Source organism: Exiguobacterium alkaliphilum (assembly GCF_018138125.1).
GTDB lineage: Bacteria > Bacillota > Bacilli > Exiguobacteriales > Exiguobacteriaceae > Exiguobacterium > Exiguobacterium alkaliphilum.
This window is the reverse complement of sequence record NZ_CP073101.1, coordinates 904,442-922,446: the sequence shown is the minus strand read 5'-3', so window position 1 is coordinate 922,446 and position 18,005 is coordinate 904,442. Positions and strand designations below refer to the sequence as shown.

The 18,005-nt window shown below is 58.1% G+C and carries 17 protein-coding genes and 2 pseudogenes; 3 read left to right on the top strand and 16 right to left on the bottom strand.

Going from position 1 to position 18,005, the window contains the following annotated elements; translation table 11 throughout:
* Positions 1-13 precede the first annotated feature (13 nt).
* The 16 genes and pseudogenes from KB235_RS04865 to tnpA form a co-directional block, all read right to left on the bottom strand.
* A complete protein-coding gene (locus KB235_RS04865; RefSeq protein WP_211780592.1) occupies positions 14-712 on the bottom strand; it encodes a WbqC family protein in 699 nt (232 codons plus the stop codon).
* Between the two features lie 12 nt (positions 713-724).
* On the bottom strand, positions 725-1,705 hold the full coding sequence (locus tag KB235_RS04860) for a glycosyltransferase family 2 protein (protein ID WP_211780591.1): 981 nt from the start codon (positions 1,703-1,705) through the stop codon (positions 725-727).
* The gene (locus KB235_RS04855) at positions 1,702-2,829 is read right to left on the bottom strand and encodes a polysaccharide biosynthesis C-terminal domain-containing protein (RefSeq protein ID WP_211780590.1); all 1,128 of its coding nucleotides are present in this window, start codon (positions 2,827-2,829) and stop codon (positions 1,702-1,704) included. Before KB235_RS04855 ends, KB235_RS04860 begins: the two co-directional genes overlap by 4 nt.
* On the bottom strand, positions 2,793-4,049 hold the full coding sequence (locus KB235_RS04850; protein ID WP_211780589.1) for an ATP-grasp domain-containing protein: 1,257 nt from the start codon (positions 4,047-4,049) through the stop codon (positions 2,793-2,795). Before KB235_RS04850 ends, KB235_RS04855 begins: the two co-directional genes overlap by 37 nt.
* 101 nt (positions 4,050-4,150) lie before the next feature.
* Positions 4,151-5,194 (bottom strand): polysaccharide biosynthesis protein, encoded by a 1,044-nt coding sequence (locus tag KB235_RS04845; RefSeq protein WP_034817343.1) that lies wholly within the window; start codon positions 5,192-5,194, stop codon positions 4,151-4,153.
* A gap of 106 nt (positions 5,195-5,300) precedes the next feature.
* Positions 5,301-5,942 carry a sugar transferase gene (locus tag KB235_RS04840; RefSeq protein ID WP_034817345.1) on the bottom strand — a complete coding sequence of 214 codons (642 nt, stop codon included), beginning with the start codon at positions 5,940-5,942 and terminating at the stop codon, positions 5,301-5,303.
* A 3-nt stretch (positions 5,943-5,945) separates the two neighbouring features.
* Positions 5,946-7,097, bottom strand: coding sequence for a non-hydrolyzing UDP-N-acetylglucosamine 2-epimerase (gene wecB / locus KB235_RS04835; RefSeq protein WP_211780588.1), 1,152 nt, complete (start codon positions 7,095-7,097; stop codon positions 5,946-5,948).
* 11 nt (positions 7,098-7,108) lie between these two features.
* The gene (locus KB235_RS04830) at positions 7,109-8,671 is read right to left on the bottom strand and encodes an MATE family efflux transporter (RefSeq protein WP_211780587.1); all 1,563 of its coding nucleotides are present in this window, start codon (positions 8,669-8,671) and stop codon (positions 7,109-7,111) included.
* Positions 8,672-8,689: 18 nt separating this feature from the next.
* Positions 8,690-9,739, bottom strand: coding sequence for an EpsG family protein (locus KB235_RS04825; RefSeq protein WP_211780586.1), 1,050 nt, complete (start codon positions 9,737-9,739; stop codon positions 8,690-8,692).
* A 15-nt stretch (positions 9,740-9,754) separates the two neighbouring features.
* Complete coding sequence (locus tag KB235_RS04820; protein WP_211780585.1) at positions 9,755-10,681, bottom strand: glycosyltransferase family 2 protein; 927 nt, start codon at positions 10,679-10,681, stop codon at positions 9,755-9,757.
* Positions 10,678-11,895, bottom strand: coding sequence for a glycosyltransferase (locus KB235_RS04815; RefSeq protein WP_211780584.1), 1,218 nt, complete (start codon positions 11,893-11,895; stop codon positions 10,678-10,680). Before KB235_RS04815 ends, KB235_RS04820 begins: the two co-directional genes overlap by 4 nt.
* 10 nt (positions 11,896-11,905) lie before the next feature.
* Entirely contained in the window at positions 11,906-12,604 is a 699-nt protein-coding gene (locus tag KB235_RS04810; RefSeq protein ID WP_211780583.1) for a CpsD/CapB family tyrosine-protein kinase, read from the bottom strand.
* Positions 12,570-13,322 (bottom strand): YveK family protein, encoded by a 753-nt coding sequence (locus KB235_RS04805; protein WP_051690349.1) that lies wholly within the window; start codon positions 13,320-13,322, stop codon positions 12,570-12,572. The genes KB235_RS04810 and KB235_RS04805 overlap by 35 nt, the downstream gene beginning before the upstream one ends.
* 206 nt (positions 13,323-13,528) lie before the next feature.
* On the bottom strand, positions 13,529-13,984 hold the full coding sequence (locus tag KB235_RS04800; protein ID WP_211780582.1) for a hypothetical protein: 456 nt from the start codon (positions 13,982-13,984) through the stop codon (positions 13,529-13,531).
* A 196-nt stretch (positions 13,985-14,180) separates the two neighbouring features.
* Positions 14,181-15,257: pseudogene (gene tnpB, locus KB235_RS04795) on the bottom strand (IS200/IS605 family element RNA-guided endonuclease TnpB); the annotation flags it as partial.
* Between the two features lie 20 nt (positions 15,258-15,277).
* Positions 15,278-15,675: pseudogene (gene tnpA, locus KB235_RS04790) on the bottom strand (IS200/IS605 family transposase).
* Between the two features lie 54 nt (positions 15,676-15,729).
* On the opposite strand from tnpA, the gene KB235_RS04785 reads away from it, so the two are divergent.
* The 3 genes from KB235_RS04785 (at position 15,730) to KB235_RS04775 (ending at position 17,959) form a co-directional block, all read left to right on the top strand.
* Positions 15,730-16,005, top strand: a complete 276-nt coding sequence (locus KB235_RS04785; protein WP_246514338.1) for a PTS glucose transporter subunit IIA — start codon at positions 15,730-15,732, stop codon at positions 16,003-16,005.
* A 45-nt stretch (positions 16,006-16,050) separates the two neighbouring features.
* The gene (locus KB235_RS04780; RefSeq protein ID WP_211780581.1) at positions 16,051-17,493 is read left to right on the top strand and encodes a 6-phospho-beta-glucosidase; all 1,443 of its coding nucleotides are present in this window, start codon (positions 16,051-16,053) and stop codon (positions 17,491-17,493) included.
* Between the two features lie 124 nt (positions 17,494-17,617).
* On the top strand, positions 17,618-17,959 hold the full coding sequence (locus KB235_RS04775; RefSeq protein ID WP_211780580.1) for a hypothetical protein: 342 nt from the start codon (positions 17,618-17,620) through the stop codon (positions 17,957-17,959).
* The last annotated feature ends 46 nt before the right edge of the window (positions 17,960-18,005 follow it).

Sequence of the window (18,005 nt, the reverse complement as noted above, 5' to 3'; positions counted from 1 at the left end):
TTTCCCTCCTTTGTCAGACGAGCGTATAAGCGTCGAGCAACTGACGGACGTCCCGTCTCGCGTTGTACATGAGAACGTCGATGATTGATAAGTTCGGGACGAACGGATGGCCTGCTTGTCGGTACGTCACGGGCTGCATCTCGATAAAGTCGAGCTGGACACCTTCCGAAGCGAAGCGTTCCTTGTTGTAGAGGCCACGCCCTCCGATCGCGTTGATGTAATGGTCGGCGCCGAGGTGATGGCACAGGTCGAGGACGAGGTCGCCGCATCGTTTCGACTTGTCGTTTTCGAGCGACGAGGCGTAAAGGAGTGGCGTGTCGAGCCCGAGGAAGTTGCGCATCTCGGTCAGCTGTTTGCCGAGGTAGACGGCGACGTTTCGTTCGTCGTCGCGGATGAGGCGGCTCACGAGCGGCATGACGTCGGCGTACGACGGGGCTTTCTTGTACGCATGTTCGAGCAGCCGGAGCTGATAACGCTCATTTTGCACGTCGATCCGTCGCTCGTGCGCCCGAATCGTGCGGTGTTGCGACATGTGATCGATCGTCATATGAATCGGCTTCGCCTTTCCATCAAGGAGAATCTGATTCTTGTGAATCCAGCCGTGCTTGATGAACTGGACGTCGTCGAGGATGACGAACGCGTCGACGGCCGCCATGAGCTGAAAGTAGCCGAGGTATGGAAAATAGTATGGTTGCATGATGGCCAATCTCATCCGTCTCACCCCTTACGCGAATTGACGTTCCCGGAGGCGGATGAGCCATTCGGTCACGAGCGGTTGCTTGACCATGAGATAGGGACGGATGCGGTCCTTCCCGACGAAGCGGTCGAGGTAGCGGTCATAGCGTGGCGACTTCAACGCGGCATGGTCGCGTCTCAGGCGGTGCAGCCCGACCTCGAACGAGATGCGGGACAGCTCGAGCTCCTCGTGGAATTTCCCTTCCGTATAGGTGTCGAACGTGTCGAGGAAACGGATGAACGCCTCGTGGCGCTTGATGTCACGCTCGCGGTTCCCTTCGTTCCAAATCGTCGTCGCCGATCCGGCGACCCCGTAGCGATAGACGCTCATCGCTTCCGGCATATAGTAGGCGTATCCTTTGCTCGCCACGTACAGCTTCATCGAGCCGTCACTCGCCGGCGTGTCTTTCAACCAGTCCGGTGCGTTCGTGATTAAGCCGTTCGGATACAGCATCGACATCGTCGGGATGAAGCCGAGCAGCTGCAACTCGCCGGCCGTATAAGTCCGCGCCTTTGTCGAGGCGAGCAACTTATTCTCCGGGAGCCACGGGATGACGCGCCAGTCGGCGTGCACGTGGCCGTCCATCTCGACGTACGCGTCGTGGAAGCAGAGCGTGCAGTCCGGGTGCGCCTCCATGTAGTCGACTTGTTTTTGCAGCTTGTGCGGGTCGGTCCAATAGTCGTCCCCGTCACAGAGGGCGACGTATTTGCCGCGGGCCCGCTCCTCGTTCAACCGGTTGATGAACACGCCTTTCGAATATTGGTTCTCCGTCTGATAGATGACGCGGATTTTGTCCGGATGCTTCGCCTCGTACGACCGGACGATGTCGGCCGTCCGGTCCGTCGACGCGTCCTCGTGGATGAGAATCTCGAAGTCGAAGTTCGTCCGTTGCGCGAGGAAGCTCTCAATCGTCTTGCCGATATACGCCTCGTGGTTGTACGTGATGCAGTTGATGCTCACCATCATCATCGTGTTTCCCCTCCTTCCATTACCTCTCGCATGTCTACCGTCTCCGCGAACGTGTCGGGATGAACCGGGTCGAACGGTTCGTTCACCCACATGACCGTGACGAGGTCGGTCGTCCCGACGTTCTCGATGTTGTGGACGTAACCGGCCGGGATGGCGACGACCTCGAGCGTCTCCCCGCTCACATGAAACGTCATGACCTCGCCCCCGCCGACCGGGCGGAGCCGGATGACACCCTCGCCGCTGACGACGAGGAACTGTTCATGTTTCGTGTCGTGCCAATGCTCGCCTTTCGTGATGCCGGGACGGGCGACGTTGATCGATACTTGGCCCCGGTCCGGCGTCTTCAAGAACTCGGTGAACGAGCCGCGGGCGTCGCGGTGCATGACGAGCGGCGTCAAGATGCGTTCACGCGGCAAGTAGCTCGTGTACGTGCTATACAGCTGTTTTGTGAACGGGTCCGATAAGTCCGGCACCCCGCGCGACGTGCGCATCGCCTCGAACGCCTCGAGCGTCCGGACGATGTCCAATAGCCCGATCGTGTGGGCCGGGACGCTTGGATAGAGCCCGACGTCGGTCGAGAGCGCGTCGAGGAACGACGCGACGACGTCATCGACGTGGGCGAGCGTGAGGACGCGCTCCGGGTCGTGGACGGTGACCGTCTCGCCCCGTGCGATTTGATGACAGAACGTGGCGACGGCGCTGTTATAAAATGGACGCCCCCACTTCCCGAACAGGTTCGGCAACCGGTACAAGTGGACGCGGGACTCGGCCCGCTCCCCGTAGACGGCGAGCACGTCTTCAGCGGCCCGTTTGCTCATACCGTACGGATTCGCCTCGACGGCCTGTGTTGAGGAGGCGAAGACGACCGGCACCGGGTTGTATGACAACAGCTCGGTCGCGATCAGCTCCGTTAAGTCGACGTTTCCTACCGTGAACTCGGCCGGGTCGTCGGGCCGGTTCACACCGGCGAGATGGAAGACGAAATCGGCCCGGCGAAGCCGAACACTCCGTTCGGCAGGGCTCGTCTCTCTCGTGACGGATAAAACGGCATGCCCTGCCGTCTCGAGCGCGTGCGTCACATGTCTTCCTAGAAAGCCTGTGGCGCCGGTGACAACGATTTCCATTTTGTCCCCTCCTTTATTCGATTTGGTAAGACGTGGACGTTCACCCAACTGTCCGGCGTGTCGAGCAGACGCAACATCGACGCCACGTCGGTGAAGCGGAGCACGAGGCTGCCGAGCGACTTGTTCGCCCCTTCGAACCGCGGCACTTTCGCCCCGACCGGATAGACGAAGTTCGATTTCACGACCTCGTAATCGTCCGGTGTGAAGCTGAGCCCGACGAAACGTCCAGCGACTTGGCTACCGAGGATGAAGTACGACGACGGCACGGTCACCGGCTTCATCTCGAGCGTGACCGGAATACCGAGTGCGAGGTCGATCGTCGCGCTGACCATGTCGACGCCTGTCGCCTGTTCAATCACTTGCGGGATGTAGTTGCCGCCGTTGCGCGGCCCGATGTCCATTAAGTAGACGTTGTCCCCACTGACGAAGATATCGAAATTGAGCGGTCCGTTCTTCAGTCCGACGAGCGTAATCATACGCTGGAGCGTCGCATGGACGTTCGTCAAGACGTTCGGCGGCTGGACGCTCGGGAAGCTGGCAGCGACGGGCGCGAACGGGTTGACGCCGCGTGTGTTGAAATGGCTGTTGCCGAAACAACGGAAGACGAGCTCCCCGTCGAGGACGAACCCGTCTCCGGCGACTTGGTAGCCGTCCCGTTTGACGAACTGTTCGACGACGATTTCACCGCCCGGGGAGACGGCGAAGGCGGCCGCGAGTTTCTCACGGATCTTCCTGGGCGGGTCGCTCGCGAGCAACTTGCTGATGCCCTTGCTCCCGGACGAGTCCGCTGGTTTGACGACGTGATTGCCCCGCATCGTCGCCAGCGCCGAGACGGCCGTCTCGAGCTCCGTGAACGCGTACGCCTCGGGCGTCGGGAAACCGTTCGCCTTCAAAAAGGCCCGGAACTTCGCTTTGTTCGTCAACGTCTCGACCGTCTGGAACGGATTCGTGATGAGGCCGAGCGCCTCACCGACGTAGGCGGCTGTTCGGGCCGCGGGGTCCGACGCGTAGGCGAGGATGCCGTCAATCTTTTCCTCGCGCGCCACCTCAAGGACGGCGTCACGGTCGAGCGAGCTCACACAGTAGTACCGATCGGCGACGTTACGACCCGGATTGTCGGGTAGGTAGTCGCAAAGAATCGTGAAAATCCCTTTCTCCTTCGCCTTCAAGATGACGGGTACTTGATGCATCGCTCCTCCGAGCAGCATGAGCTTGACCATGATCGAGTTCTCCTTTGATATGAGATGAAAAAGTGTGTCTGGGTTTACCGCCCCCGTTCTTCCAGCCGGCGGCAAAGTCGAAGCTGCCTCGTATCGGGCGTTCACCCGATCCGTTTCACGGAAGCAGGGACTTCCCAAGCGGCGAGCTCGGCTTGGATATAAGGGAGTGTCAACAAGAGCTGTTTCACTTCCTCGACGTCGAGCTGTTCAGTATTGTTCGAGTTGTACTCGCCTTGGACGGTCAGCTCTTTGCTGCCCTCGCTGAAATACTTGTCGTAGTTCAGGTCCCGGTTGTCGGCCGGGACGCGGAAGAAGCCACCCATGTCTTCGGCGACGACGTGCTCTTCGCGGGTCATGAGCGTCTCGAACGCCTTCTCCCCGTGCCGGGTGCCGATGACTTTGATCGGGTTGTCCGCGTGGAACAGCTCTTTGAGCGCCTGGGCGAGCACGCCGATTGTCGAGGCCGGTGATTTTTGGACCATGATGTCGCCGGCGTGGGCGTGGTTGAACGCGAACACGACGAGCTCGACCGCGTCACTGAGACTCATAAGGAAGCGGGTCATGAGCGGGTCGGTGACGGTGAGCGGCTCTCCGCTCTTGATCTGTTCGACGAAGAGCGGGATGACCGAACCGCGCGACGCCATGACGTTGCCGTAGCGCGTGCCGCAGATGAGCGTCTGCTCGGGACCGACGGCTCGGGCCTTGGCGACGAACACTTTCTCCATCATCGCCTTCGAGATGCCCATCGCGTTGATCGGGTACGCCGCCTTGTCGGTCGACAGGCAGATGACTTTCGCCACGCCCGCCTCGACGGCCGCGTTCAACACGTTCTCGGTGCCGAGGATGTTCGTCTTCACCGCCTCGACGGGAAAGAACTCGCACGACGGCACTTGTTTGAGCGCCGCGGCGTGGAACACGTAGTCGACGCCGTACATGGCGTTCTTCACGCTGTTCGGGTCGCGGACGTCACCGATATAAAACTTGAGCTTGTCGTCGTTGTAGCGCTTGCGGATGTCTTCTTGTTTTTTCTCGTCACGCGAGAAGATGCGGATTTCTTTGATGTCGGTATGGAGGAAACGCTCCATGACGGCGTTGCCGAAAGAGCCGGTCCCGCCCGTGATGAGGAGTGTTTTGTTCGAGAACATGAGGAGTCTCCTTTCTAGGTGTGTGATCAAGGATGTCAGGAGTTGGTGTATGGAGTCTTTTACCCGTCAAATTTGAAATGAATTGGTAATAGGAGGGAAGCCGTTATCATTTTTTCGCAACATGTGTCATCTCTTTTTCTTTCAACGGGACGACCGGCGGTTCGACGCGTCCTTCGATAATCCCTTCTCGCAACAAGACGTTGCGGACGGTGAGGACGAGGCAGAGAAGGTCCATTCGGTGACTCATGTGCCGGACGTAATCCCCGTCGAGCTTCGCCTTCACGTCAATCGGTAGTTCGTCGCGCCCTTTCACTTGCGCCCAGCCGGTCAAACCCGGCAACACGTGCGCAGCGCCCGCGTGCCGTCTCGCCTCAATCAAGTCGTCCTGATTCCAAAGCGCCGGGCGCGGCCCGACGAGCGACATGTCGCCTTGCAGGATGTTAATCAACTGCGGCAACTCGTCAAGGCTCGTCTTCCGGAGAAAACCGCCAATCGGCGTGATGTGTTTTGTCGATTCGTTGAACAGGTGCGTCGGCACGTCGTTTGGCGTGTCGTCGCGCATCGTCCGGAACTTGTAAATCCAAAACAGCGTCTCGTCCCGCCCGACCCGTTGCTGTTTGAAGAAAACCGGTCCGCGCGAGTCGAGTTTGATGAGGACGGCGAGCATCAAAAACAAAGGGGCGAGCACGACGAGGGCGGTCGCGCTCACGAGTACGTCAAAGCGGCGCTTCTGGTTCAAGTAGCGCATGGCTCACACCTCCTCGGTCATCGAACGGACCGGCTCTTGCTTCCAAACTTCGCGCATGACGTAGTCGGTGTATGACAGCAAGATGCGGAGCACCTTGTCCGACACGTTCGGCATCGCGTAATCGGAGACGAGGCGCATCGGCGTCTCTGTCTCTTCGAGCACGCGGAGCGCCTGGAGCACCCGGTCGCGCTTCAACCCGACCATCATCGCCGCCCCTTCCTCCATCGCCTCCGGACGCTCGTGCGCCTGACGGATGTTCAGCCCTTTTAGCCCGAGAATCGAGCTCTCCTCGCTGATCGTGCCGCTGTCGCTCAGCACCGCCTTCGCATGGAGCTGCAGTTTGACGTAGTCGCTGAAGCCGAGCGGTTTGAGCGTCCGGATGTGCGGATGGAGCGGCACGCCCGTCTCCTTGAACCGTTTCGCCGTGCGCGGGTGCGTGCTGACGATGAGCGGGACGTCGTAGCGTTTCGCGACGGCGTTCAGCGTCTCGACGAGGTCGAAGAAGTTCTCGTCCGACGAGATGTTCTCGTCCCGGTGCGCCGAGACGACGAAGTAGCCGCCTTCATCTAAACCGAGCCGGTCGAGCACGTCCGAACGGTCGATCTTGTCACGGTGCCGCGTCAGCACCTCGTACATCGGGCTGCCCGTCTTGATGACGCGGTCGGCCGGGAGCCCTTCTTTCAACAAGTACTCGCGGGCGATGTCGCTATACGTCAAGTTGATGTCGGCGATATGGTCGACGATGCGGCGGTTCGTCTCTTCCGGCACCCGCTCGTCGAAGCAACGGTTGCCCGCCTCCATATGGAAGATCGGGATCTTGTGGCGCTTCGCGGCGATGGCGGCGAGGCAGCTGTTCGTGTCGCCGAGGATGAGGACGGCGTCCGGTCTCTCCGCGGCGAGCACCGGGTCGACGGCGATCAAGATGTTCCCAATCGTCGCCATCGGACCGTCGGCCGAGGCGTCGAGAATGTAGTCCGGCGTCTGGAGCCCGAAGTCTTCGAAGAAGATCTCGTTCAGTTCATAGTCATAGTTCTGGCCGGTATGGACGAGGACGTGCTCAATCGCCTCGGACGTCTCGAGCTTATCCATCACGGCGGACAAACGGATAATCTCGGGCCGTGTCCCGACGATGGTCATCACTTTCAGTCGCTTCATGGTGTTCCCTCCTAGGATGTGTGATGGATGGATAGGATGCGGAGCTTCACTTGGGCGAACACTTGCCGGATGAGCCCTTTCTCACTGTCGTCGAACGCGAGCAGCCACATGATGGCGGCGTAGAGGAGGACGAACCCGATGCCTTTGACGGCGAGGCCGAACAAGTTCGTCGCCGGGAACAGCTGTTGGATGCCCCACCCGAGCGCCGTGTAGATCGCGAGCCCTGGCAACAGTTTCAAGTGGCATGCTTGGAAGAAGCCGAAGACGTCGAGCCCGAGCACGCGGTGATAGATGACGTTCATATAAAAGATGAGCCCGATAGTATTGCCGATGCAGATGGCGACGGCCGCCCCGATTGGTCCATACACCGGGATGAGGAGCGGCGACAACGTCATGCTAATCGTCGCGACGATCATCGAGGCGTACGCCCGATACTTCACTTTGTTCTCGGCGATGAGCGTCGTGTTGCCGATGTCTTGCGTCAGCGTCACGAGACTCGGGACGACGAGGAGGAGCGCGATATAGTAGGAGTCGTTGAACGCCTCCCCGACCCACAGGTGCATGAACTCACGGCCGAGGATGAAAAACGACGTGACGATGAGACCGACGATATAGAGCTGGATGCGACCGATCCGGACGAACAAATCGGCGATGGCGCCGCGGTCGTCGCGCGAGATCATCCGGCTCACTTTCGGGAGGAACAAGAAGCCGAGCGCCGAGGCAATCGTCCAGACGTACCCTTCGATGACCATCCCGACCGAGAACAAGGCGATTGAGGCGCTGCCGGCGAGCATCCCGAGCAGGCTCGGGGTGATGTTCAGGACGAAGCGTTGGGCGACGAGCGTCACCGTGCTCCACGACGTGAAGCTGAAGATGTCTTTGTAGATGCCTGAATCCCGTTCGGTGAAGTTGGCCCGGACGCTCGTCTTCCGGCGGATGAAGACGTACTCGATCACGAGGACGAGCGTCCCGACGAGCGCGTTGACGAGGACGAGGGCGTACAGCCCGTAGCCGAGGAGGAGCGCCGTGACCATGAGGGCGACGGTCGCGACCTTTTCGCCGAGGTGGAGCGCGCTCGCAAACAGAAATTGCTCATGCGAGACGAGGATGCCCGAGAACGGCTTCGTCGGGAACGAGATGACGATGAACAGGCCAGCGACGAGATAGAGTACTTTGAGCGACTCGAGCTCGCCCGGCGTCAAGCCGGCATAAATCGAGTCGAGGAAGAAGTAGACGATCGCCAAGATGACGAACAAGAGGGCGGCGAGCCCGATGAACAGCTTGTAGGCGACGCCGAGGAACCGGGCCGCCTTGTCCTGCGCCCCTTCGGCGAGATACTTGCTCATAAAGCGTGACACGGCGGCGTCGAGCCCGAAGTCCATCGCGAACATGCTGATGAGCGAGATGGTGAGCATGTACAGTCCATAGCTCGCCTGACCGATTTCTTGAATCATCCACGGGGTGTAGATGAGCCCGGACAGGATACCGAAGAAGATTTGTGTGTACGACATGGCGGCCCCGTATTTGATTTTTCGCGTGCTTGCGGCCTCATCGGGCTCGACGCGTGTCGACATGTAGGTTCACCTCTCTTTCTATTGCCAGAAGAACGTGTACACCGGCGCGTCCTGAAGGAACAGGAGCAACAGGAGCGTCACGGCCGCGTAATAGACGACGACACGTTCGCGTCGTTCGAACGTCTTGATAATCTCCGGGATCATGAGCAGCAAGAACAGCGTGAAGTATTGGACGAGTCGCATCATCGACGGGTTGATGAACGTGAGCGGCAAGAAGCACGCGGCGAGGAACAAGGCGTTGAAGTAGTGAATCGCCTGCGGGTTGTTCTGTAAAATCTCATCCCGGCGCCAAAGCGCGACGAGCAGCACCGTCATGAGCATGACGCTAAAGTTGATCGCCCCCGCCCCGTCGAGCGCCGAGTACGTGTCGTAACCCGACAGCGAGACGAGCAAATTGAAGAACGGACCACGGAAGGCGAACAAGGCAGCGATGACGCCGAGCATCCCGAGGATGTACGGCTTCGTCAGCCGCTTGTCGGCGAGGAAATAAAACGGCAAGAAGATGAGCGCCGACTTATGGATCGTCAAGGCGACGAACAAGATGGCGAGGAAGGCGACGAGCCGCTTCGCCCGGATGAAGTGGTAGCCGATCAAGACGACGAGCGCTGTCGCCACCGTCTGCCTTAGCCCCGTGACGGCGAAGAACTCGTAGAACAGCACCGAGAACAACAGGAAGCTGATGAGCGGCTCGGTCGAGTACTTGTAGATGAAGTAGCCGAGCGGGATCATGAAGATGAGCGCGATTAAGACCAAGTACACTTGATAGTCGGTGATGACGAACTGGACGAGCCGTTGGAACAAGTAATAGCCCGGGTCCTCGCTCTCGGTGAAGACGATCTTGAAGAAGTCGTTCGTGAGCGCCGACACCGGCAACCCTTCCGTCCCGAGGAAGAGCGCCTTGTACTGCGCCGTGTCGTCCCCGACCGTGATATGTCGGAAGCCGGACAGCACGATCCATTGAATCGTCGCGAACGTGACGAACCAGCCGCGTTTGTACGATGCGTCGCTTCGCATGAGGAGCATCGCCCACATGACGAGGAGCGCGAGATTGACGAGATAGATGGTCATGGGTTCTCCTCTTTTCTACCGATAGATGAGGTTCGTGACGCCCCGGTACAGCGTCAACATGTTCGACACGGCCCAGCCTTTCATCCGGTGCGTGCCATACTCGAGAGGGCTGAAGTAGTCGCGCACGTTCCGCGTCGCTAAATATTCATCGCGCACGTCGGTCGCGTCTTCTTTGAACGTGTGGCGCAAGATGATCGGGACGAGCTCTCGCGAGTCCCCCCTGCGCTCGACGCGCAAGAGGAGCGTCCGCAAGTAGCGGCTCGACTCGAGCTCGGCGCGATGCGCGATCTTTTTCGTCTGTTGCGCCCCGTGGAGGCGCGAGTAGACGAGCGGCTCGTCCGTCAAGAAGTAGTCGAAGCCGTCGAGCGCGAACTCGACCCAGCACATCCAGTCTTGGATGAACTTGTCCTCGAGCGAGAAGCGGTGCGCGCGGAACGCATCACGCGGGATGAGGAGCGCACAACCGTTCAGCGACGCCGTCAGCATCAAGTGCCGGAACATGTCGTTCGAGGCGTAAAACCCGTTGAACTTGCGTCGGTAGCGATGAATCGGGGCCCCGTGTTCGTCGATGAACGCCGTCCCCGTGACGAGGATCGTCCGTCTCGCGTCGAGCCGTTCCCGTTCGAGCGTCTCGATTTGGGACTCGATTTTACGCGGGGCGTACAAGTCGTCGTGGCTGAGCCAAGAGAAGAAGTCGCCTTCCATCTCATCGATCCCGCGGTTGAGCGCGCTCGAGACGCCGCCGTTCTCTTTCTCGATATACCGGATCTTGTCGCCGTAGCGCCGCGCGACGTCGGCCGTCTTGCCGCCGTCGGTCGACCCGTCGTTGACGACAATCACTTCGATGTGTGCATACGTCTGGGCGAGCGCGCTGTCGATGCAAGCCGCCAAATAGTTGCTCCCGTTATACACCGGGATGATGATCGAGACGAGTGGTCTCATAGCGCATTCCTCACTTTCTCGTAACGGAGCGTCTCATAGACGTCCAAGTAGTCGCGCGCCCGGTCGTGAAGGGCGAAGTTCGTCCGGGCGTGGGTGACGCACGCGTCGCTGTAGGCCGCCTTACCGCGCGCGAGGACGCGGTCGATGCCGTAGGCGATGTCTTCGAGCCGCCGTGTCGAGACGACGGCACCGGTCTCGTCGGTGACAAGTTCCGGGCTCGCCGTCGCGTCGATGACGACGACCGGGGTACCGCACGCCATCGCCTCGACCGTGACGTTACCGAACGACTCTTCTTCCGACAAGTTGAGGAACACGTCGGCGAGCGCGTAATAACGGGCGAGCTCGCGGGCGTCGTTCGTCTCCGGAATGTGGAGGACGTTATCTGGGAGTTGCATATCATCGAGCTGGCCGATTAAAAGGAACGTGTCATCGGGCCGGGAGCGGGCAAGGTCGAGGAAGGCGGTGAGCCCTTTCGCCTCACCCCACGTGCTCGCGACACCGAGCAGGACGGTCTTACCGGTGAGGCCGAGACGCTCCCGTAGCGCGGACGTCTCGACCGGCCGGAACACGTCGAGGTCGACCCAGTTATGGATGCGCCGGATGACGTTCGCCTGCCCGAGAAACGAGAAGCGCGCCTCGGTCGTGATCCAATCGGAGACACCGACGACGCCGAGACGCGGGATCGCCGTCAACCATCGTCGTTTGTCCGCGAGCATCTCGCTCGTCCGGTCGAACAGCCAGCTCGGGATGTCGGACTTTAACAGCGGACAGCCGCCGCAGCCGTGTTGCCACTTGTCGCATCCAGCGGCCGCGTAGTGCGTGCACTTCCCGGTGAAGAACCAACAGTCGTGGAGCGTCAACACGGTCGGGATGTCGCGGACGGCGAGGAAATCGAATAGCGTCTTCAGATGAAGATAGTTCGCATGCAAGTTATGGAGATGGACGACGTCCGGGCCGTAGCGCTCGATCTCGCGCACCAAGTTCTCGGTCGCGAGCCGTGAGGCGTACCCTTGCCGTCCGGTGATGCGGGCGTGGAGCGCGTGCAGTTTCACGTCGACCGCATCCCCGATGACGTAACTCCCTTCGGTGACCGGTCCCGTCGAATGGGCAACGCGCGTCTCGTGCCCATATTCGTGATGGACGGCCGCGAGTTCCTTACAGATCCGTCCGGTGCTCTTCACGTCATTGATCGCGTTGATGTGGAGGATCTTCATCGTCGTCACCTCACTCGTACGCGTAATACGTACGGCGTCCGCTCGATGGCCGCTTGTTGAGGACGAGGCCGAGCATGTGCGTCCCGGTCCGTTCGAGCTGTTCTTTCGCCTTCAACACGAGCTGGCGGTCCGAGTTCTCACAGCCGATGACGAGGATCGTGCCGTCCGACACGTTCGCGAGCAACCGTGCGTCGGCCACTTGCATCATCGGCGGGGCGTCTAAAATGACGATGTCATAGTCGCGGCGCACGTCTTCGAGTAGCTCCGTCATCCGTTCGGAGGCGACGAGCTCGGTCGGGTTCGGCGGGACGGGGCCGGCCGCGAGGAGGGACAGCCGTGCGACATCCGTCTTTTGGATGGCCCGGTCGAGCGGGATGCGGCCAACGAGGATTGTCGACAGGCCGGCGTGTGCCGACGTCTTGAACGTGAAGTGTGCCGTCGGTTTGCGGAGGTCGCAATCAATCAACAACACGCGCTTGCCGAGCTGGGCGTAAACGACGGCGAGGTTCGCCGCGGTCGTCGACTTGCCCTCGCCGTTTGAGGCCGAGGTGACGGTGATCATCTGTAGCTTCTGACCGATCGATGTGAACTCGAGGTTCGTCCGGATCGTCCGGTACTGCTCCGAGATCGGCGACTTCGGATTGACGAGCGTGATCAACTCACGCTGTGAATAATCAGGAAGATTGGCGTTCTTTTTTCGAAGGAACATGAGGAATGTCTCCTTTCACGTTAGGCAGTTTCGGCTTCTTCACTTTCATGTCTCGACGCTCGATGACCGGCACCGAGCCGATGACCGGCAAGTCGAGGAGGCGTTCGGCTTCTTGCTCGGTCTGGATGCGTTTGTCGAACAAGTAGCGCATTAAACCGATGAACGCACCGAAGAACAAGCCGACAAAGATGCCGATTGCCGTGTTCATGAGCAAGTTCGGCGAGACCGGGTCCGTCGGCACTTCGGCCGGCGACAAGATGCGGACGTTATCGATGTTCATGAGGTCCGGAATCTCGGCGGCGAACACTTCGCTGATGACGTTCGCCGTCTCCGCTGCGCCCGCTGCGTCCGTATGGGTCACGACGACGTTGATGACTTGCGAGTCCTCCTCGCTCTCGACGGTGATGGCGTCGGCGATCGGGTCCGGCGCGTTCGGGACGCGCTCTCTCACTTCGCTCAAGATGGCCGGGCTCTTCATGATGACCCGGTACGTGTTGACGAGCGAGAGCGACGACAACACTTCCGAGCTGTCGACACGGTCGTCTTCTTGTTTCGTGACGAGGAGCACTTGGGTCGACGCCTCGTACGTCGGCTCGATGAAGTTCGCGCTCAAGTAATAGGCGGCGAATCCGCCGATGAGCATGAAGGGCACGAGCAGCCACTTGCTTTTCTTCAGCACCTCGACGAGATCGCCGACGATCGTCGTTTGATCGTTCATGGATTTTTCCTCCCTACAGACAGAATGGACGACAGAAATAAGGCACAAGTCTACCGTAGTACGTTCTTACCCCGTTCATCTTGACAATCCGAGAGATAGATTTATCATTTTTTCGCAACATCATGTCATGTTGCCGTTCCGTTTCGTTCTTCGTCTTTTTAGGAAGTTGGACCTAAAAAAAGACCGCCTCATGAGGAGACGGTCGATCACTTCAGTTCTCGATTCAATTCGCGATCGGTGATGTAGTCGGGTTCGAGTTTCAAGATGACCCGGTCGAACGTCCGCTGAAAGAAAAACATCCCGATGACCAGCGCACCGAGCATTAGAAAGACAGAGCGATTCGGCGTGCCGAGTTCATACCAACCGAGGATGGCGTACAAGAGACATAGTCCGAACACCGTCACCCAAAACGGTAAGCGGATGAGCTTCTGATACGAAGAATCATCGTTAAACGACCGGCGAATCGTACCGAGTTTCCATTCCCGAACGAGAAGCGGGATCATTCCAAGAAACCCTAAACTAAAGACGATTGGTGCCGAGAGTTCAAGCGTCCGAAGAAGTGTGCCGGTCAAAATGATTGAGGCCACTGCCAAAATAAATGCTCTTGCTTTTCCTTGTCTCGCGTAATCGACGAGTTGGCGAATATGTTGTTCGCGTCTCATGTTCAAAACTCCTTCTATCTTTAATTACTTCTTTCTACGATTCATATTTACTAGATGTTTCAAATTCAATGTTTGTGAACTACTCGCCACTTATTCGCTTCGCAAATTGAAGTGGGAGCTTCTTGGGAAGACCGCACGTTTACTAGCCACGATTGTTTACCAAGCTCGTCGGGCAAGTCCCTGCCCTGAAGGTATTTCAGTCTGCCAACATCAACAGGTTGATGCTCGCATTGATGTCGCGGTCATGATGAGCGCCACACGTACACGTCCATTCACGGACATCCACTGTTTTCTTCTCGCCTTTTGATCCACAGGAAGAGCAGATTTGCGTCGATGCAAACCACTGATCCGCTTTGATAAGAGTCCGTCCGTAGAACTTGCATTTGTATTCTAGCTGTCGAACAAACTCGTACCAACTGACATCTGCGATCGATTTGGCGATCCTGTGGTTCTTCATCATATTTTGCGACTTCAGCGTCTCCACGACGATGACTTGGTTCTCGTCAACGATTTGTTTCGACAGTTTATAAAGGAAGTCTTTGCGTTGGTTTGCGATTTTCTCGTGTTTCTTGGCGAGGATCAGCTTGGCCTTCTCTCTGTTCTTGCTTCCGATCTTCTTTCGTGACAGAGCGCGCTGCGCCTTCTTGACCTTCTCTTCTGACTTGCGAAGGAAACGAGGATTGTCAATCTTCTCAGAAACCATCTCGTCATTTGTCATGATGGCGAAGTGCTCAAGACCAAGATCGATCCCAATCTTGTTCTTGGCAGGAACCCATTTTTCCTCGCCTTGATTGACAAGGATGGAGACGAAGAACTTGCCCGTCTTCGTCATCGAGACCGTCGCGGACTTGATAATCCCCTCGAAAGGACGATGTTGGTTGAACTTCACGAAGCCGATCTTAGGAAGTCTCACCTTCCCGTCCTCGATCCGGACGCTCCCGTTCTGATTGTTGGTCGTGTAGGAGGCGCGGTCGCCGTGCTTCGATTTGAACTTCGGGAACCCGACAGACTTGTCGCGGAAGAAGTTGGCATACGCCTTGTTCAAGTCCATCTGGGCGTTCGCCAGGGATAGACTGTCGACCTCTTTCAAGAAAGGGAACTCGGGCTTGTACTTCGCCGGGGTCGGGAGCTTCTGCTTCGCGTCAGGGTTCAGCCTCGACTCTTCATATAACCGGATCCGTTCCTCGAGCATCTTGTTGTAGACGAAACGCACACAGCCGAACGTCTTCATGAAGTGTTCTCGTTGTGGCTTTGTCGGGTATAGTCGAAACTTTTACGCCTTCAGCAAAGTGATCACTCCTCTCCTTGTTTTTCGATGTATTGCCTGATGACGTCGATCGTCGCACCGCCGGTCGTCACGAGGCAGTAGCTCCGGGACCAGAACATCTCTTTCCACAGTCGTCTCTTGACGTGTGGAAAGTCTCGTTTGATCAGTCGGCTGCTGGCGCTCTTGTAGGCGTTCAGAAACTTCGACATCTCTGTGTTCGGATGGGCTTTGAACAACACATGGATATGGTCGCCGTCATGATTCCACTCGGTCAGTGTGATATGGTACGACGCGCCGATCCGTTCGAACGTCTGTCTCGCGAACCCGAGATGGCGTCATCGATCACCTTGCGTCTATATTTGACCACCAGGACGAGGTGGTAGTTCAGGAGGAAGACTGAATGTTTGTTTGTATCCATTTTCATTGATAGTTCAGTCCTTTTGATTGGTTACATCCATTATACCAAGCGCATACAATCTTGCTAACACAGGCGATTCATCTCCCACCTACGCTGGGCTTCGCCCCGAGACGCTTAGAGGAGGGAGAATTCTCGCCTGATTTAGTTAAAGCACACGTCACGCAAGGCGAGTTCGTCGAGAAGGGCCAACTGTTGATCGAGTTCGACCTCGACGCAATCATTCGGTCGGGCCGCGCTCTCACGACGCCGGTCATCGTCACGAACCGAAAACAGATCGCCGAGAAGCACGGTTCTCGTGTCGCGACAGGTGAAACACTGTTTGTTATCAACGAATAAACGTGGGAGGGTGCGTCCCTCCCCTACTTTAGAAAGGATGATTCGATGAGTTTCCCAAACGGATTTTTATGGGGCGGCGCCATCGCCGCGAACCAAGCAGAAGGGGCCTATTTAGAAGGCGGGAAAGGATTGACGACGGTCGACTTGTTGCCTACGGGCAAGAAACGGTTCGACGTCATGTTCGGCGACTTGCCGTCGCTTGAGCCGGTGCCGGATGAGTTTTATCCGTCGCACGAGGCGATCGACTTCTATCACCGTTATAAAGAAGACATCGCGCTGTTCGCCGAGATGGGCTTCAAGGCGCTCCGTCTGTCGATCTCTTGGGCGCGTATCTTCCCGAACGGCGACGACGCCGAACCGAACGAGGAAGGTCTTCAGTTTTACGATGACGTCTTCGACGAGCTGTTGAAGCATGGCATCGAGCCGGTCGTCACGATCGCCCACTTCGACGTGCCGGTCAGCCTCATCCAACACTACGGCAGTTGGCGCGACCGTCGCCTCGTCGACTTCTTCGAGACGTACGCAAAGACGCTCTTCACCCGCTATAACGGCAAGGTGACCTATTGGATGACGTTCAACGAGATTAACATGCTGCTACACTTGCCGTTCATCGGCGCCGGACTCGTGTTCGAGGATGGCGAGGACAAGCAGCAAGTGAAATATCAGGCGGCCCACCATCAGCTCGTCGCGAGCGCGAAAGCGGTCAAAGCGGTGCACGCCATCAATCCGGACATGCGAATCGGCTGCATGCTCGCGGCCGGTCAGACGTACCCGTACTCGTGCAACCCTGACGACGTCTTGGACGCGATGGACAAGGACCGCGAATCGTTCTTCTTCATCGACGTACAGTCGCGCGGCGAGTACCCGGGTTACGCCAAACGCTATCTCGACGAGAACGGCATCACGCTCGCGATGGAAGACGGCGACCTCGAGCTGTTGAAACAGCATACGGTCGACTATATCGGCTTCAGCTACTATGCGAGCCGGACGACTAGCGCGGACCCGGAGATCAATAAAGAGACGGAAGGCAACATCTTCAGCTCACTCGAGAACCCGTATCTTGAGAAGTCGGAATGGGGCTGGACGATCGACCCGATCGGCTTCCGCATCACGGCGAACCAGCTGTACGACCGCTATCAGAAACCGCTCTTCGTCGTCGAGAACGGGCTCGGTGCCGTCGACACGCCGAAAGACGGTTACGTCGAGGACGATTACCGCATCGACTACATGACGAAACATATCGAACAGATGCACGAGGCGATCAAGGACGGCGTCGAGATTCTCGGTTACACGAGCTGGGGTCCGATTGACTTGGTGAGCGCCTCGACCGGGGAGATGAAGAAACGGTATGGCTTCATCTACGTCGACAAAGACAACGCTGGAAACGGCACGCTCGTCCGATCGAAGAAGAAGAGCTTCGATTGGTACAAGCAAGTCATCGCGACGAACGGGGCGGAACTGACACTTGCGGCATCCGTCAAGAAATGACAAAAGCAGCTTCGGCCGAATTCGGCTGAGGCTGCTTCTTCGTATAATACGTTTCAAATGACGCCTTAGCAGGTAAATCAGTACTACAATCAGTCGTGAGCACATCTTTAAAGGAGGAAACGTGATGAGTAATGAGCATCATGCGCATACCGACCACAAGCACCAACATAGCTTAGCTTGCGGTCACACGAAGATTCGACACGGTGACCATATCGACTATGTGCACGATGGACATTTGCATCATGAGCATGACGGCCATTGGGATGAATGCGTCATCCCGGTGTCGGAGACGAACCCGGACGTCTGTGCCCCGATGGAATGTGGATGCAACCATGATGAGGACTGTGGCCACGAGCTCGTGCCGCACGGCGATCACATGGATTACCTCGTCAACGGGCGCCTGCACCACGTCCATAACGGGCATTGCGACGACCACGGTCCGGTCGAACTTGTGAAGGCAGAGTAAGGAAACAAAGAAAAGCAGCCTCGGCCGAAATTCGGCCGAGGCTGCT

Bases quoted from the DNA above. Each gene is read 5' to 3' on its own strand.
- KB235_RS04815 (WP_211780584.1), bottom strand. From the start codon at position 11,895: ATGAAGATCCTCCACATCAACGCGATCAATGACGTGAAGAGCACCGGA.
- KB235_RS04780 (WP_211780581.1), top strand. From the start codon at position 16,051: ATGAGTTTCCCAAACGGATTTTTATGGGGCGGCGCCATCGCCGCGAAC.
- KB235_RS04865 (WP_211780592.1), bottom strand. From the start codon at position 712: ATGAGATTGGCCATCATGCAACCATACTATTTTCCATACCTCGGCTAC.
- KB235_RS04805 (WP_051690349.1), bottom strand. From the start codon at position 13,322: ATGAACGATCAAACGACGATCGTCGGCGATCTCGTCGAGGTGCTGAAG.
- KB235_RS04825 (WP_211780586.1), bottom strand. From the start codon at position 9,739: ATGACCATCTATCTCGTCAATCTCGCGCTCCTCGTCATGTGGGCGATG.
- KB235_RS04840 (WP_034817345.1), bottom strand. From the start codon at position 5,942: ATGCGCTACTTGAACCAGAAGCGCCGCTTTGACGTACTCGTGAGCGCG.
- KB235_RS04775 (WP_211780580.1), top strand. From the start codon at position 17,618: ATGAGTAATGAGCATCATGCGCATACCGACCACAAGCACCAACATAGC.
- KB235_RS04810 (WP_211780583.1), bottom strand. From the start codon at position 12,604: ATGTTCCTTCGAAAAAAGAACGCCAATCTTCCTGATTATTCACAGCGT.
- KB235_RS04860 (WP_211780591.1), bottom strand. From the start codon at position 1,705: ATGATGATGGTGAGCATCAACTGCATCACGTACAACCACGAGGCGTAT.
- KB235_RS04800 (WP_211780582.1), bottom strand. From the start codon at position 13,984: ATGAGACGCGAACAACATATTCGCCAACTCGTCGATTACGCGAGACAA.
- KB235_RS04830 (WP_211780587.1), bottom strand. From the start codon at position 8,671: ATGTCGACACGCGTCGAGCCCGATGAGGCCGCAAGCACGCGAAAAATC.
- wecB (WP_211780588.1), bottom strand. From the start codon at position 7,097: ATGAAGCGACTGAAAGTGATGACCATCGTCGGGACACGGCCCGAGATT.
- KB235_RS04820 (WP_211780585.1), bottom strand. From the start codon at position 10,681: ATGAGACCACTCGTCTCGATCATCATCCCGGTGTATAACGGGAGCAAC.
- KB235_RS04845 (WP_034817343.1), bottom strand. From the start codon at position 5,194: ATGTTCTCGAACAAAACACTCCTCATCACGGGCGGGACCGGCTCTTTC.
- KB235_RS04850 (WP_211780589.1), bottom strand. From the start codon at position 4,049: ATGGTCAAGCTCATGCTGCTCGGAGGAGCGATGCATCAAGTACCCGTC.
- KB235_RS04855 (WP_211780590.1), bottom strand. From the start codon at position 2,829: ATGGAAATCGTTGTCACCGGCGCCACAGGCTTTCTAGGAAGACATGTG.